General features: G+C 71.9%; 11 protein-coding genes. 10 read left to right on the plus strand and 1 reads right to left on the minus strand.

Going from position 1 to position 15,556, the window contains the following annotated elements; translation table 11 throughout:
* The first annotated feature begins 109 nt into the window (after positions 1-109).
* From WMF14_RS09535 to WMF14_RS09565, 7 genes are all read left to right on the plus strand, one after another.
* Entirely contained in the window at positions 110-511 is a 402-nt protein-coding gene (locus tag WMF14_RS09535) for a hypothetical protein (RefSeq protein ID WP_272101311.1), read from the plus strand.
* Positions 512-664: 153 nt separating this feature from the next.
* The gene (locus tag WMF14_RS09540) at positions 665-1,576 is read left to right on the plus strand and encodes a cytochrome C assembly family protein (RefSeq protein ID WP_437800254.1); all 912 of its coding nucleotides are present in this window, start codon (positions 665-667) and stop codon (positions 1,574-1,576) included.
* 5 nt (positions 1,577-1,581) lie between these two features.
* Positions 1,582-3,177, plus strand: a complete 1,596-nt coding sequence (hemA, locus tag WMF14_RS09545) for a glutamyl-tRNA reductase (RefSeq protein WP_437800256.1) — start codon at positions 1,582-1,584, stop codon at positions 3,175-3,177.
* Complete coding sequence (gene hemC / locus WMF14_RS09550; RefSeq protein ID WP_437800258.1) at positions 3,174-4,079, plus strand: hydroxymethylbilane synthase; 906 nt, start codon at positions 3,174-3,176, stop codon at positions 4,077-4,079. The genes hemA and hemC overlap by 4 nt, the downstream gene beginning before the upstream one ends.
* Before the next feature lie 263 nt (positions 4,080-4,342).
* Positions 4,343-5,944, plus strand: coding sequence for a glycoside hydrolase family 57 protein (locus WMF14_RS09555; RefSeq protein ID WP_437800260.1), 1,602 nt, complete (start codon positions 4,343-4,345; stop codon positions 5,942-5,944).
* Between the two features lie 556 nt (positions 5,945-6,500).
* The gene (locus WMF14_RS09560; protein WP_437800262.1) at positions 6,501-7,682 is read left to right on the plus strand and encodes an efflux RND transporter periplasmic adaptor subunit; all 1,182 of its coding nucleotides are present in this window, start codon (positions 6,501-6,503) and stop codon (positions 7,680-7,682) included.
* Between the two features lie 43 nt (positions 7,683-7,725).
* On the plus strand, positions 7,726-10,950 hold the full coding sequence (locus WMF14_RS09565) for an efflux RND transporter permease subunit (RefSeq protein ID WP_437800264.1): 3,225 nt from the start codon (positions 7,726-7,728) through the stop codon (positions 10,948-10,950).
* A 73-nt stretch (positions 10,951-11,023) separates the two neighbouring features.
* On the opposite strand, the gene WMF14_RS09570 is transcribed toward WMF14_RS09565, so the two are convergent.
* Positions 11,024-12,178: a S1C family serine protease gene (locus tag WMF14_RS09570; RefSeq protein WP_437800266.1), complete on the minus strand. Its 1,155-nt coding sequence runs from the start codon at positions 12,176-12,178 to the stop codon at positions 11,024-11,026.
* Positions 12,179-12,272: 94 nt separating this feature from the next.
* Between WMF14_RS09570 and WMF14_RS09575 the strand changes: the two genes are divergently transcribed.
* The 3 genes from WMF14_RS09575 to WMF14_RS09585 all read left to right on the plus strand — a co-directional run bounded on the left by WMF14_RS09575 (position 12,273) and on the right by WMF14_RS09585 (position 15,375).
* A complete protein-coding gene (locus WMF14_RS09575; RefSeq protein ID WP_437800268.1) occupies positions 12,273-14,027 on the plus strand; it encodes a DUF885 domain-containing protein in 1,755 nt (584 codons plus the stop codon).
* A 77-nt stretch (positions 14,028-14,104) separates the two neighbouring features.
* On the plus strand, positions 14,105-14,632 hold the full coding sequence (locus tag WMF14_RS09580; protein ID WP_272101320.1) for a hypothetical protein: 528 nt from the start codon (positions 14,105-14,107) through the stop codon (positions 14,630-14,632).
* A gap of 269 nt (positions 14,633-14,901) precedes the next feature.
* A complete protein-coding gene (locus WMF14_RS09585) occupies positions 14,902-15,375 on the plus strand; it encodes a hypothetical protein (protein ID WP_437800270.1) in 474 nt (157 codons plus the stop codon).
* The last annotated feature ends 181 nt before the right edge of the window (positions 15,376-15,556 follow it).

Raw genomic sequence — 15,556 nt, forward strand, 5'->3', positions numbered from 1 at the left:
CCTGCGGCCTGAGACGCCTGCGGCCTGAGGCGCGTCGGCCCGGGCCCACCCCTGGCCGCCGGCATCGCGGCCCAACCGCTCCGGCTCATTTTTGAGTAGACTGCGGGAGATGAAGAACCGCGTGTTCTTTCCGCAGGCCGCGCTCGACGACTGGATCGCGAGCGACCGCGTCGATCTGAACAACGACGAGCTTCTGATCAAGACCGAGGGCCGCCGCTACAAGATCATCGAGGCGATCCGCGTGCTCCGCGAGGTGACAGGCTCCGCGGACATTCACGAGGTCCTCGGAAGGGTCAAGACGCGCGCGTTCCTGCGGGAGCTCGGCGCGGAGATCCTCGAGGGGTCCATGATCATCGGCGACAACGCCTACGACGTGATCCCGGGGTTCATCGGCGCCCCGGTGGGCACGTTCGCCGAGCACCGCAAGGCCGCGCCGGCGGGGACCGCGACCAGCAGCAGCCCGACGAGCGACGAAGAGCTCCTGGCCGCGTTCCTCACCAGCAACCTGTAGCGGCGCCCCGCCCGGTTGCTTCGGCGCCTTCGCCGGCGCGCCGCGCCCGCCTCTCCCGGCGCTTCCGTGCTGTCGGGCCTGGGCCTACGAGAGTACGCCCCCACCGCTGCGGCCGGCGGGCCATCCCCGGTGAGGCAGGCTATAACGGGGGCCATGCCCGAGGTCATCTCCGGGATCAGCTTCGCGCTCGCCCTGCTGTTCTACAGCGCTGCCAGCGCGCTCTTCTTCCTCGACGTCGCCCGCAGCCGCGCGCGGCTCCCCTCCGCGGGCGACCTCGCGGGCCTCTTCGGCGCGGGGGCGCGCGTCCACGAACCAGGCGCTCGGCCGAGCGCTGCCCTTGCCGCCCCCGCCTCGCGGCACGCGCCCCTGCTGCTCGGCCTGGGCGCCCTCGGGCACGCGACCTACGTCACGCTCGCCAGCTTCGTCGCGCGGGTCTGCCCGGTCCACTCGGTTCATTTCATGCTCTCGGTCGCGTCCCTCCTCGCGATCGGCGTTTACCTCGTCGCCCGCCGTCGCTTCCGCGTCGACGCGCTCGGGCTCCTCATCGGGCCGCTTGGGCTCGCCTTCCTGCTCGGCACGTTCTTCCTCGGAAAGCCGCACCCCGAGCCGAAGTTCAGCCCGCTGTTCATCGCGGCCCACATCATGGCCAACCTGCTCGGGATCGCCCTCTTTCTGCTCGCCGGCGCCTCTGCCGCGCTCTACCTCGTCCAGGAGAAGCGGCTCAAGCAGAAGCGGCACGTGGAGCGCATGGGCAACCTCCCGCCGCTCGACACGCTCGACCGCGCGGTCCACCTCTTCCTGAGCGCCGGCTTCCCCTTGCTGACGCTCGGCATCGTCACGGGGACGTACTGGGCGCACCGGCTCGAGATGGGCAACACCGAGGAGGTGATGCGCGCCATCTTCGGCTACGCCACGTGGCTCCTCATCGCGCTCGTGCTGCTCTTGCGCGCCGCCGCTGGCTGGCGCGGCCGTCGCGCGGCGTACGGCACCATCGCGGGGCTCGCCTGCGCCGGGGCGGTGCTCGTCATCTATCTCGTCCGTCCCGCCGCGGGGCTCGGAGGCTAGCGCAGGTGATCTTCGTCGGGCTCTCCCACAAGACCGCGCCCATCGACGTCCGCGAGCGGCTCGCGATCGGGCGGGATCGGCTTCCCGAGGTGCTCGCGCGCCTCACGGCTCACCCCGCCATCGGCGAGGCGCTCGTCCTCTCCACCTGCAACCGCGTCGAGATCTACGCCTCTCCCCGCCAGCAAGCGCTCGCGCCGTCCCGCCCCGGGAGCGTTCCGCCGCCTTCGGACGACGAGCTCTCGCGCGACAACGAGGCGCTGCGCGCCGCCGTCGCGACCCTCGTCGGCCTCGGCGGAGACGCCGTCCGCGGCCACCTCGCGGGCCGCGTCGGGAGCGACGCTGTCCTCCACCTCTTCCGCGTCGCCGCGTCGCTCGACTCGATGGTCGTCGGCGAGCCGCAGATCCTCGGACAGATGAAGGAGGCCATCGAGGCGGCCCGCGGGGCGAAGACCCTCGGCGTCCGGCTCGGCCGCGCGGCTCACCGCGCCATCAAGGTCGGCAAGCGCGTGCGCACGGAGACGGCGATCGGCGCCGGGCAGGTCTCGGTCTCCAGCGTCGCCATCGATCTCGCCCGCCAGATCTTCGCCGATCTCGCCGGTCACACGGCGCTGCTCATCGGCGCCGGCGACATGGCCGAGGCCGCCTCGAAGCTCCTCGTCCGCGCCGGCGCCCGCCTCATCGTGGTCAACCGCAGCCCGGACCGCGCCGCCGCGCTCGCCCGCGAGGTCGGCGGCGAGCCTCGCCCCTGGGCCGACCTCGAGCGCTCCGTCATCGACGCCGACATCGTGATCTCGTCGACCTCGAGCCCCAATTACGTGGTCACGCCCGACCTCGTCCGCCGAGCCCGCAAGGCCAGGAAGGGCAGGAGCCTGTTTCTCATCGACATCGCCGTCCCGCGTGACATCGACCCCGCCGTCAACAAGCTCGACAGCGTGTACCTCTACGACGTCGACGACCTCTCGCAGATCGTGGCGCAGTCCGTCGAGGGGCGCGCCGCCGAGGCGGCGCGGGCCGAGGCGATCGTCGCGGACGAGGCGCAGGCCTTCGAGGCGTGGACGCTCGAGCGCGCCCTGACGCCCACGATCGTGGGCTTGCGGGCCCGCACGCGATCCATCCTCGCGGCCGAGGTCGAGCGCAGCCTCTCTGGCAAGCTCCGGCACCTCGGCGCGGCCGAGCGCCAGGCCCTCGCGATGATGATCGACGCCGCCACGAACAAGCTGCTCCACGTGCCCACCACCCGGCTCCGCGCGATGGCCAGCGATCCCCGCGTCGCCGAGCACGTCGACTCGCTCCGGGAGCTGTTCGACATCGACGGCGCGCCGGCCGAAAATGCCGTCGCCTCGGCGCTCGCCGAGGGGGAGCTGCGCGGCGTGGTGGATGGGCCTCCCACGCCTCGGTCCGCGCGCGGGGCAGCGCCTCCCGCCTCCGGCGCTCGGGGCGGCGCCTCGCCCCGGCTCGCCGATCCGCGCCCCCAGGCTGCGGAGGACAACGGCGTTTACGCGCGGCAGCCCAGCGGGCGCCCCCAGCCCGCCGAGGCGGGCGTCATGGCCGTCGCGAATCCAGCCGCGGCCGTGAGCGCAGCTGGGCTAAAGGGAGCGTGATGCCCACGGAGCTCACCCTCGCGACGCGCCGCTCGGCGCTCGCCCTCGCCCAGTCCCGCGCCTTCGCTCGTTCCCTCGAAGCGGCGGTGCCCGATCTCTCCCTGCGCGAGCTCGAGGTGGTGACCTCGGGCGACAGGACGCAGGATCGCTCGCTCCAGGACATCGGCGGCAAGGGGCTGTTCATCAAGGAGCTCGAAGAGGCGCTCCTCGACCGGCGCGCCGACTTCGCGGTCCACTCGATCAAGGATGTCCCCGCCGAGATCGCCCCGGCGCTGTGCCTCGCCTGCATCCCCGTGCGGGAGGACCCGCGCGACGCGCTCGTCACCCGGAGCGGCGCCTTGCTCGCGGAGCTGCCGGCGGGCGCCCGGGTCGGGACCTCGAGCCTCCGCCGGGCGGTCGCGCTGCGCGAGGCGCGCCCGGATCTCGTGATCGAGCCGGTCCGTGGCAACGTCGACACCCGGCTCCGCAAGGTGTTCGACGGCGTGTTCGACGCGGTGGTGCTGGCGCTCGCCGGCCTGAAGCGGCTCGGCCTCGAAGGCCGCGCCACGGAGGTGCTGTCGCCCGAGGTGTCGTTGCCCGCGATCGGACAGGGCGCGCTCGGCATCGAGTGCCGCACGGCGGACGCCGGCGTGCGCGACGTCCTGGCGACGCTCGCGCACGCCGAGACAACGACCTGCGTCTCCGCCGAGCGAGCCGTGATGGCCGCGGTGGAGGGCAGTTGCCGGACGCCGGTGGCCGCCTATGCGGTGCGGGACGGCGACGCGCTGTGGCTGCGGGCGCTCCTTGCCGAGCCCGACGGCTCCCGGTTGCGAAGGGCAGAAAGGCGCCTGTCTTGGCCCGGAAACACGCACGAAGCCGAGCGCCTCGGCGCGGACCTCGGGGCGGAGCTCAAGAAGGGTTGAGGCGCGTAACTCGATTGGAAGGCTGCCGCGTCCAGGACATTTCTAGAATGGAATCGATAAGGGATCTCCGTACCACGCCGGGTTGAACGGTCACCTGGCGATGTGATCGCCAGCGCTCGGCGCGCCGGCGCCTCGAGGCGGAGCCCGTCGGCCCGCGCCTTGCGCGCTGCCCATGACGGGAGCGCCTTCGCTGCACGCTTCCCGCGCGGGCGTGACCGTGCGAGACGACTGCCCGCCGGCGGTTTCCCGCCGCCCAGCGCTCCATGCCGGGCTACGTCGCCCTCGTCCTCCACGCTCACCTGCCGTACGTGCGTCACCCGGAGCACGTCCGCTCTCTGGAGGAGCGCTGGTTCTTCGAGGCGCTCTGGGAGTGTTATCTCCCCCTGCTCGGGGTCCTCGATCGCCTCGCCGCCGATCGCGTCGTCGCCCCGCTGACCCTCTCCGTCTCGCCGTCGCTCCTCGCGATGCTGCGCGACGAGCTGCTCCTTCGCCGGTTCGAGGACCACCTCCGCCGGCTCACCGCGCTTGCGGCCCGGGTCGAGGCCCGCTTCGCCGGGAGCGGCTTCGCCGAGGCCGCCGCGTTCTACCGCGCGCGGCTCGCGGACGCGGCGAGCTCCTGGGAGGCGCTGGGCGGCGATGTCCCGGGCGCCCTGGTGCGCCACGCCGGGGCGGGCCGCGTCGAGCTCCTCACCACGGCGGCGACGCACGCGTACCTGCCCGGGCTGCTCGCCACGCCGGCGTCGATCCGGGCGCAGCTACGGCTCGGCCGCCGCGCCTTCGCGGCCTTCACCGGCGCGCCCGAGCCTCGCGGCCTCTGGCTGCCCGAGTGCGCTTACGCCCCCCGCCTCGACGCCGATCTCGCGGCGGCGGGCGTCCGCTTCACCGTGCTCGACGCCCACGCGCTCACGCTCGCCGCGCCGCCTGCGTCCGCCGGCGCCTCCGTCCCGGTGCTCTCGCCTGCAGGCCTCGCGTGCTTCGGGCGCGATCGCGACAGCGCGCGCGAGGTCTGGTCGCGCGACGCCGGCTATCCGGGCCACCCCGTCTACCGCGAGTTCTACCGCGACGTCGGGCTCGACCTGCCCGAGCGCGAGCTCGAAGGCGAGCTCGGTCCCGACGGCGCCCGGCTCATGACCGGCCTCAAGCTCCATCGCGTGACCGGGCCCGGCCCCGACAAGGCCCCGTACGACCCGGCCCGCGCCTCCGCGCAGGCGCGCGCGCACGCCGCGGACTTCGTGGCCCGCCGCGAGGCCGCGCTCGCGTCGAGCCGCGGCGTGAGCGCCCCGCCGCCCATCTTGGTGGCCCCGTACGACGCCGAGCTCTTCGGCCACTGGTGGCTCGAAGGGCCCGAGTTCCTCGAGCACGCCCTGCGCCTGCTCGCGGCCTCGGATTGCGCCGTCCCGATCGCGCTCGGTGCGTACCTGGAGCGCCATCCGCCCGTCGAGGTCGTGGAGCCTGCCGCCTCGACGTGGGGCGAAGGCGGGTTCGGCGCCTTCTGGACGGGCCCGAGCGCGGCGTCCCTGTGGCGCCACGTGCACCACGCCGAGCGCGCCGTGCTGGGCGCGCTCTCGCGTTGCCGCCACGCGGGCGGGCTGCCCGGCCGCGCGCTGGACCAGGCGATCCGGGAGCTCCTCCTCCTTCAATCGAGCGACTGGGCCTTCATGATGTCGGCCGGGGAGATGGCTCCCTATGCCGAGGCGCGCGTCCACACCCACGCGACCCGCGCCCGCCGGCTCGCGTGCCTGGCCCAGCAGCCCACGCCCTCGCCCTCCGACGTGGCCTGGCTCGATGCGCTTTGCGCGCTCGACCCTTTCCTCGCAGAGCTCTCGGGCCCTGCGCTCCGAGGCGCCTTCGACCCGTGGCGCTGAGCCGGCGTTTCTCCGCGCCGCTCGCCTCCGGCTCTCCCGCGCTCCACGAGCAGAAGATTTCTTTCCGCTGATAGAGAATCTACTTACGTTAAAATATTCTGTGACGGTATTTCACATGAACGCCGACCCTCCGCGCCGCGGCGGTCGACTCGATGGGAGGGCGTGTGCGCTCCGCGGCCGTGCTCCGGCGCCTCTTTTCGGGAGCGTGACCCGCGATTCACCCGTCTGTTTCATGGCCGGCCGCCGGCCGCGCGACCCGGCGCACATCTCCCAGCACGTTTTTCGCGGCCATGGCGGCATGAAGTGCGAGAGGGACGGAGACCTTGTCCGGAACACCCCCTTGATGACCGGCCGGTCAGCACCCTAGTGTGTTGCCCGCCAGCTTTGCTCCTGGACCGCACCGGCAGGCGCTGGCAAAGAACCGGGCGGACTCCCCATGACACATCCTCCTTGCGGACCCGAGCGCCATATCGCTCGATGGGCTCTCGGCGCTCGTAGCGCCGCATCGAATCACTCCCGCGCCGCCCTCGTCGCGGCGCTGCTCGCTGCGCTCGCGGTGCCTACGTTGACGGCCTGTAAGCGCCCCGAGGCGGACGCGCAGCCGTCGCCGGCGCGCGACACCGCCGCGCCACGCCAGAAGCCCGCGGTGCACTTCGGGAAGGTGACCGCGCGCCCGCTCGCGCAGACGCTCGACATCAGCGGCACCCTGGTCGCCGACGAGACGAGCGAGGCGGCGACGCAGGTCGGCGGCTTGGTCGTGAGCGTCGCGATCGACGTGGGCTCCCGGGTCAAGAAGGGCGATCCGCTCGTCGTGCTCGACGCGCGCAACGTCGCCCTCCAGTCGCAGGCCGCGTCCGCGGCCGTCGCGCAGGCGCGGGCCAAGCTCGCGCTGCAGGACGGCGCGTCGCCGAAGGGGATCGATCCCGACCAGGTCCCCGAGGTCCGGGCCGCGAAGCAGAGCATGGAGCTCGCGAAGTCCGAGGCCGAGCGCGTGAAGCAGCTCTACGACCAGGGCGCCGTCCCCCAGTCGACCTGGGACGCGGCGCGCACGCAGGCCCAGAACGCGACTGCGCAGTACGAGGCCGCTGTCAACGGCATCCGCGCGACCGTCGCGTCGCTCACGTCCGCGCAGGCGCAGGCGGGGCTCGCCTCGAAGGCGGTGTCCGACACGACGGTGCGGGCGCCCTTCGACGGCGCCGTCGCCGAGAAGCGGATCAGCGTCGGCGAGTACGCGAGCCCGGGCCGCGTCGTGGCGGTCGTGGTCCGCGACAACCCGCTGCGGCTGCGGATCGACGTGCCCGAGGCGGACATCGCGAACATCGAGGTGGGCAAGCCGGTCAGCGTCTCGGTCGCCTCCTTCCCCGGTCGCCTGTTCCCGGGCGTCGTCAAGCGGATCGGCGCGAGCCTGAAGGCCTCGTCGCGCACCCTGCCCGTGGAGGCCGAGTTCGACAACAGCGAGGGCAAGCTCCGCCCTGGCCTCTTCGCGCAGGGGGAGCTGACGCTGACCGGCGAGTCAAGAACGGCGATCCTCGTCCCCGAGTCGGCGGTCGGCACCTCCGGGACGAGCGCGCGCGTGTTCGTGAAGTCGGGCGATCGCGTGACGGAGCGGCTCGTCAAGCCCGGCCGCAAGATCGAAGGCTTCGTCGAGGTCGTCGGTCCGCTCTCCGAGGGGGAGGAAGTCGCGATCGACAAGGTGAACGAGCTGGCGGATGGCATCGAGGTCGCGGCGGCGCAGTGAGCCGAGCGCACGCGCGCCTCATTACTGAAGAAAGGTAGCGACCATGCAATGGCTCGCGGCAATCTGCATCCGTAGGCCGGTTTTCGCCTCGGTGATCGTCCTGCTCCTGACGGTGCTCGGGGCGTTCTCCTACTTCGGCCTCGGCGTGGACCGGTTCCCCAAGGTGGAGTTCCCGTTCATCGTCGTGACGACCGTCCTCCCCGGCGCCGCGCCCGAGGAGGTGGAGACCGAGATTTCCGACAAGATCGAGTCGGCGGTCAACACGATCAGCGGCATCGACGAGCTGCGCTCCGCCTCGGTCGAGGGGCTCAGCCAGGTCATGATCTCCTTCCAGCTCGAGAAGGACGTCGACGTCGCCGCGCAGGAGGTGCGCGACAAGGTCGAAGGCATCCTCGCGGATCTGCCGGAGGGGATCGATCCGCCGGTGGTCGGCAAGCTGGATCCGGACGCCGCGCCGATCCTCACGCTCGCCGTCTCGTCTCCGAAGGCGGACGTCCGCGCGGTGACGGAGTTCGCCGACAAGACGCTCCGGCGCGAGCTGGAGTCGCTCGCCGGGGTCGGACAGGTGCTGCTCATCGGCGGCCGGAGCCGGCAGATCAACATCTGGATCAACCCGGAGAAGCTCGAGAAGTACTCCCTGACCGGCGGCGTGGTGGCCCAGGCGCTGGCGAGCCAGAACGTCGAGATCCCTGCCGGCCGGATCGAGCAAGGGGGCAGGGCGCTCACCCTGCGGACGCGCGGCCGCGTGCAGTCGGTCCAGCAGATGGCGGACATCGTGCTCGCGAACCGCGACGGCTACTCCGTCCGGCTCGGCGACGTCGCGGAGGTCCAGGACGGCATGGCGGAGCCGGAGTCCGCGGGCTTCCGCGGCCTCGATCCCGCCGTGCTCCTCAGCATCCGCAAGCAGAGCGGGACGAACACCGTCGAGGTCATCGACGGGCTGAAGGCGCGGATCAGCGAGGTGGAGAAGCGCCTCCCCGAGGGGTACCACATCGCCGTCGCCCGCGATCAGTCGGAGTTCATCAAGAACTCGGTCCACGCCGTCAAGGAGCACCTCGTGCTCGGCGCGCTGCTCGCCGCGATCATCGTCGCGATCTTCCTCGCGAACGCCCGGAGCACGCTCATCTCGGCGATCGCCATCCCGACGAGCATCATCTCCACGTTCGCCCTGATGAAGGTGGCGGGCTTCACGCTCAACGGGATCACGCTCCTCGCGCTGACGCTGGCGGTCGGCATCGTGATCGACGACGCGATCGTCGTCCTCGAGAACTGCTACCGCTGGATCGAGGAGAAGGGCGTGAGCCCGTGGGAGGCGGCGCTCCAGGGCACGAAGGAGATCGGGCCCGCGGTGCTCGCGACGACGCTCTCGCTGGTCGCCGTGTTCCTCCCGGTCGCGTTCATGAGCGGCATCGTCGGCCGCTTCCTGAACTCGTTCGGCCTCACCATGGCGTTCTCGATCCTGGTCTCGCTGATCGTGAGCTTCACGCTGACGCCCATGCTGTCGGCGCGATGGTTGAAGAAGCCGGCGAAGCACGACGCCGGCAGCTCCAAGGAGTCGCGCTTTTACGGGCCGATCGAGCGCGGCTACATGGCGATCCTCCGCTGGTCGATGGCGCACCGCTGGGTGATCGTGCTCGCCTCGCTCCTGGCGCTCGTCTCGATCCCGGTGCTGGGGAAGATGGCCAAGTTCAACTTCCTCCCGGTCGAGGACGAGTCGCAGTTCCAGGTCAGCATGCGCGCGCCCGAGGGCGTGAGCCTCGACGGGACCCGCGTCATCGCCACGCGGATCGCGTCGGACATCGAGAAGCTCCCCGGCGTGCTCTACACGCTGACGACGATCGGCGACGACCCGCAGAAGACGCCGAACCTCGCCACCATCTACGTGAAGCTCAAGCCGGCGGATCAGCGCGCGCTGTCGCAGCAGGATCTCATCGATCGCGCCCGGCGAGAGCTCAAGCCGCAGTTCGACGCGGAGAAGCTGCGGGCGAACATCGGCGTCGTGCCCGCCTTCTCCGGCGGCCAGAGCACCCAGATCGCCTACCAGGTCCAGGGCCCCGACCTCCAGAAGATCGGCCACTACTCCGACGCGCTGCTGCAGAAGCTCAAGGCGATCCCGGGCGTCGTCGATCCGGACACCTCGCTGCTCGTGGGCAAGCCGGAGATCCGCGTGGTCATCGACCGCAAGAAGGCCGCCGATCTCGGCGTTCAGGTCGGCGACGTGGCCAGCACCCTTCGGCTCCTGGTCGGCGGGTACAAGGTGTCGACCTACAACGAAGGCGGGGAGCAGTACGAGGTGCGCGCGCGCGCGCTGCCGAGCTTCCGCTCCGACAAGGAGGGCCTCGCGAAGATCACGGTGCCGTCGACCAAGCTCGGCGCCGTGACGCTCGACAACGTGGTGTCGTTCTCCGAGGGGACGGGCCCGTCGCGCATCGAGCGGTACAACCGTCAGCGGCAGGTCATGCTGACCGCCAACCTCGAGGCGGGGTACTCGCAGCAGACGGTCATCCAGGAGCTCGACAAGGCCGTGTCGCAGATGAACCTCGCGTCCGGCTACTCCGCTGGCCCCGTCGGCGCGTCGAAGGAGCTCGTCAAGATGATGAAGAGCTTCCTCGTCGCCCTCCTCCTGTCGCTGGTCTTCATGTACCTCGTGCTCGCGGCGCAGTTCGAGTCGTGGCTGCACCCGATCACGATCCTCCTGTCGCTGCCGCTGACGGTGCCGTTCGCGTTCATCGCGGTCATCATCTTCCGGCAGTCGCTCAACATCTTCTCGCTGCTCGGCATCGTCGTGCTGTTCGGCGTCGTGAAGAAGAACTCGATCCTCCAGATCGATCACACGATCAAGCTGCGCGAGCACGGCTTGCCGCGGGCGCAGGCCATCCTGGAGGCGAACCGCGACAGGCTCCGGCCGATCCTGATGACCACGCTCGCGTTCGTCGCCGGCATGATCCCGCTCGTCGTCTCGAGCGGCGCGGGCTCGGGCACGAACCGCGCGACCGGCTTCGTGATCATCGGCGGGCAGACGCTGGCGCTCCTCCTGACGCTGCTCGCGACCCCTGTCGCCTACTCGCTGTTCGACGACGTCTCGTCGTGGCTCATGCGGATCCTGCCCTTCATGCGGGGCAGCGACGACCAGGGAGCGCCGCGCGGGACGGGGGAGGACGGCGCCGCTCCGGCGGATGGGGTCGTCGCGGCCGGGCATCGCGGCGCCGCGGTGCGCGCCGCCGTCGGGCACGATGCGGGCCGGCCGGCGCCGGCGCAGCTCGACTAGCGGTACCCCGGCCGCCCTCCGGGGCCGCGGCGCGCCGCGCCCGGCCCCCTTCGCTACCGCGGCGAGGCGCCGCTCACTGCGCCTCGCCGTGGACCTTTCGCAGGATCACCTCGAGCAGCCCGTCGAACGCGTCGCGCATCGCCCAGGCCTGGGCGGCCTCGTCGTCGAGCCCGGCCGCCTTGCGCCGGCCCTCGACGAGCGCGTTCCTGGGGCCCTTGCACGCGGGGCCGAGCCGGCGCTCCATGTCGAGCGAGGCGCCCGCGTAGACGTGATAGCAAGACGCGAAATCCCCCTGGTTGTAGAGGGGTGAGCCGACCTGGATCGCGCCGTCCATCGTCCGCGCCAGCACGAGCAGATCCCCCTCGGTGCATCCGCGGAGGATCGCGAGCGCGTGGTGAGGCACCGATCGCTTGACCGCCGGCAGCCCTCGCTCCTCGTCGGCCGTCTCGGCCGCGAACGTCGAGAGCGGGACGGGATCGGGGCGCACGAGCAGCAGCTTGAGGTAGTCGGCGGGCACGCCGAAGTTGAGGTTCTGCCCCTGCGTCGAGACCGCCGCGGCGACGCCGATCACCTCGCCGTGATCGTTGAACAGCGGGCCGCCCGAGGAGCCCGGCGCGATCGGCGCGGAGATCTGCAGCAGCGTCAGCTCCGGATCCACGACGCGCACCGCGCTCACGAGGCCGTTCGACACGGTGTCCGCGAGGCCGAGCGGATGGCCGATCGCGACGACCGGATCGCCGGGGCGGACCGCGCCGCTGTTGCCGAGGGAGAGCAGCGGGAGCCTCCGCGGCGCGTGGATCCGGACGATCGCGAGATCCCGGGCCTCGTCGAACGCGAGCACCTCGAGCACCGGGTGCTCGCTCTGATCCGCGAGGACCACCTTGAGGTCCGGCATCCCGGCGACGACGTGGAAATTCGTCGCGATCCAGCCGTCCTCGCGGACCAGGAAGCCCGCCCCGAGCGAGCCGTCGCCGCGGATCGTGACGACCGCCGGCATGGCGCGCGCGGCGATCTGCGCTGGCGTCATCGCGGCGGGCTGTGACGCCGAGAGCGCCGGCTGGTCGGCCGAGGTCGCGGCGCAGCCGAGCGCCGCGAGCGCCGCCGCGGCGAGGAGCGCCGAGGCGCGCGGCCAGACGGGCCGCCGCGGGGACTGGAGGCGCGATGGAGGAGCCGCGCAGGAGCGCTGGTCGTCGTCATGGAGCTCGCCTGGCAGGCTGCGGTGGTTCATGTCGCTCCCCGAGGCCGCCGCGTGAGCGACCTCCCTCCAGCAAGCGTAACGAAGACCCGACGGATCGTCTCGCGCGCCCGGAGAAAATCCGGTCGTGGCCGCATATGCTGTCGCGGTGAGCCACGACCACGACGCGCGCGATCCGATCTTCGCCCTCAGCGACGAGTTCGTCGAAGCCTTCGCTGCCCGCTGTCCTGCCCATGCCACCCTCGCGGGCATCCTCTGCGACGAAGGCGCCTGGAACGACTGGAGCCCGAGCGGCGCCGCGTCGTGGGCCTCCACGGTCGCGTCCTTCCAGGAGCGGCTCCGCTCGCTGCCGCCGCCGCGCCCCGGGGCGGAGGCGCGGTGGTGTCGCCTCGCACGCCGTGTCATGGCGGATCACCTGGACGAGCGGCTCGACGATTTCCGTCACGGCGAGCACCTGCGCGATCTCAACAACATCGAGTCGGCGTTCCAGCACCTCCGGATGGTCTTCGACCTGATGGATGTCCACAGCGCCGCCGGCTGGGAGGCCATCGCGTCGCGCCTGGAGGGCCTGCCGCGCGCGTGCGACAGCTACCGCGCGTCGCTCGAGGAGGGGCGCCGGACGGGCCAGGTCGTCGCGCGTCGCCAGGTGTGCGCCGTGATCGAGCAGGCGCGTTACCAGGCGGGCGACGCGTCGTTCTTCCTCACCCTGCCGGCCGCCTACGAGGCGTCGGGTCGCGGCGCGGACGCAGGTCGCGCGCGTGTCGCCGCCGGCCGCGCACGCGTCGCCGACGGCGTCGAGCGGGCGCGCGCCGCGTTCGGCGCGCTCGCCGGCTACCTGGAGCAGACGTACCTGCCGAGCGCGCGCGCCGCGGACGCCGTGGGAAAGGAGCGCTACCTGCGCCTCTCGCGCCGCTTCCTCGGCGCGAGCATCGACCCGATCGAGACCTATGCCTGGGGGTGGTCCGAGGTGCACGCCATCGAGGCCCAGATGGCGCGCCTCGCCGGCGAGATCCTCCCCGGCGCGTCGCTGCCCGAGGTGATCGATCTGCTCATGACCGACCCCGCCCGGTGCGCGCCGAGCGCCGACGAGTTCCTCCGCATCATGTCCGAGCGCCAGCGAAAGGCGCTCGCCGAGCTCGACGGCGTCCATTTCGACATCCCGGCGCCCATCCGCCACATCGAGGTGAAGCTCGCTCCGCCGGGCGGCGCGCTCGGCGCCTACTACGTGCCCCCGAGCGACGGCTTCAAGCGGCCCGGCACCGTCTGGTATGCGCCCGGCACGAAGCAGGCGTTCCCGCTCTACGAGGAGATCACCACGGCGTACCACGAGGGCTTTCCCGGCCACCACCTGCAGTGCGGGCTCCAGGTGCACCTCGATGACCGGCTGAGCCGACTCCATCGCTTCCTGGTGACGAACTCCGGCCACGCCGAGGGGTGGGCCCTCTACGCCGAGCAGCTCATGTACGAGCTCGGCTATTTCGAGCGCCCCGATTACGTGCTCGGGATGCTCTCGGGCAAGCTGACGCGCGCCTACCGCGTCGTCCTCGACATCGGCATGCACCTGGAGCTGCCGATCCCCCGGGACGCGCCGCTCCACGCCGGGGAGCCCTGGCGCTACGAGATCGCCGTCGAGTACCTCCAGCGCCGGGCCTTCCTCCCGCTGGATCACGCGCACAGCGAGGCGACGCGCTACCTGGGCTGGCCGGGGCAGGCGATCTCCTACAAGGTCGGCGAGCGGGTCGTCCTGGAGCTGCGCGACACGCTGAAGCGCCGCCAGGGCGAGGCGTTCGATCTGAAGGCGTTTCACGCCAGGGTGATCGGCTCCGGGTCGGTCGGGCTCGACCACCTGCGCGAGATCGTGCTCGACGACGCCGCGCCCTGAGCGCTCGTCCGACACGCGCCCGTCGCCCGCCCGCTTCGCGCCTCGACGCGCGGCCACGCGCGTGCCAATCGACGCGGGTGAGCTCTCCCCCAGCGAACGAGGCCCCCGAGGCGCGGCCGGATGGCTCGGACCTCTGCACCGCGTGCGGCCTCTGCTGCACGGGGCTGCTCTTCGACGTCGCGCCGCTCGAGGAGCACGAGCTCCCGCGGGCCGAGAAGCTGCGCCTGCCGCTCGCTTGCAATCGGTACCACGACGCCTTCAGCCTGCCGTGCCCCTGCCATCTCGATCGGAAGTGCACCGTCTACGAGATGCGCTTCTCCGTGTGCAGCAGCTACGAGTGCGGCCTGCTCCGGCGCTGCAAGTCGGGCGAGGTGCCGCTCGGCGAGGCGCTGTCCCGCGTCGAGCGCGTGCTGCGCCTGACGGACGCCGTACGCGCGCGGGTGCCGCCGCTCGTGCCGCCGCGCCCGCTCTGGGACGAGGCCCGCGAGCACCTCCGCCGGCGTGACGCCGAGGCCCCGTCGCCCGCATGGCAGAGCGAGCGGGAGTCGCTCGTCGCCGCGCTCGGGGAGCTCCGGGTCGCGTGCAGGGAAGGGCTCGATCCGTAGCGCCGGCGCCCCGCGAGGGCCGCGGAGGCGCGGGAAATGGTCTTTCCCATGCCCGGGCTCCACTCTGCGGGCCGCTCCAACGTGCTTTGGAGATCTCCCTCTCTCTCTCCCGCAGCGATCTCCAGGGCCCGCAGGACACCGACGAACGCGGAGACTCCCATGCTTCGTCCAGGCCGAGCGCGATCCGCCCTCGGCTGCGCGCGCGGCACCCTCGTCAACATGCTTGTCTCGGCCTCCCGGCGGCTGGCTCCACGCCGTATATACGACCCATGGAACTGACGATCCGCCGGCTGACCAACAAGTATTCTGCCGTCACTGCAGTGATCAGCTTCGTCACTCAGCCCATTCCCGGCGCAGATGAGTTGATCGTGGTTCCCATTCATTACTACTTCTCCGTGTCGCTGACCCGGCGCCGGGGCGTGCCGCTCCGCAGGGCTCCGTGGCTGCAGGTGAGCAAGATCATCTGGGGTGGAGCGGCCGTGAGGCTCTTCGCCAACTTCACGCTCGGCCTCGTCCCGGTCGCCGGTCTCTTCTCCAATGCGGTCACCGCCGTCGCCTTGACGGAGTTCCTTGCCCGCTACCTCGACGCCGCGCTGAGCAGCAAGGCGCCGCCTCCCGCGGTCTCCCTCAGGGCCATCCGGGCTGCCCTGCGGAACCCAAGGCGAGCGCGGAGAGCTCAGCGGCTCTGGTCCAGGATCCGCCGCGCCGTCCAGGAATCCGTCCCTGCGCCGACTCCTGGTTGAGGCGCCTTGTCGCGCTGGATGGGAAGAGCGGAGCTCGCGCGGGCTCGGGGCGTCCGGCGGTCGTGACGTGGTCCACCGCCAAGGAATCCGCGGCGCCGGGTCATCCGCCGCACCCTCTCCCGCCCGCGCGCCGCGTTGAAGAGCGCCTCGCCGGCGCGCCCGACGTGGACCCGACGTGGGC

This window comes from Sorangium sp. So ce693 (assembly GCF_051521375.1).
Taxonomy (GTDB): Bacteria; Myxococcota_A; Polyangia; order Polyangiales; family Polyangiaceae; genus Sorangium; species Sorangium atrum.

Excerpts from the sequence above, each read along its gene's own strand:
- WMF14_RS09555 (WP_437800260.1), top strand. The coding sequence starts at position 4,343 with ATGCCGGGCTACGTCGCCCTCGTCCTCCACGCTCACCTGCCGTACGTG.
- WMF14_RS09540 (WP_437800254.1), top strand. The coding sequence starts at position 665 with ATGCCCGAGGTCATCTCCGGGATCAGCTTCGCGCTCGCCCTGCTGTTC.
- WMF14_RS09565 (WP_437800264.1), top strand. The coding sequence starts at position 7,726 with ATGCAATGGCTCGCGGCAATCTGCATCCGTAGGCCGGTTTTCGCCTCG.
- WMF14_RS09570 (WP_437800266.1), bottom strand. The coding sequence starts at position 12,178 with ATGAACCACCGCAGCCTGCCAGGCGAGCTCCATGACGACGACCAGCGC.
- WMF14_RS09535 (WP_272101311.1), top strand. The coding sequence starts at position 110 with ATGAAGAACCGCGTGTTCTTTCCGCAGGCCGCGCTCGACGACTGGATC.
- WMF14_RS09585 (WP_437800270.1), top strand. The coding sequence starts at position 14,902 with ATGGAACTGACGATCCGCCGGCTGACCAACAAGTATTCTGCCGTCACT.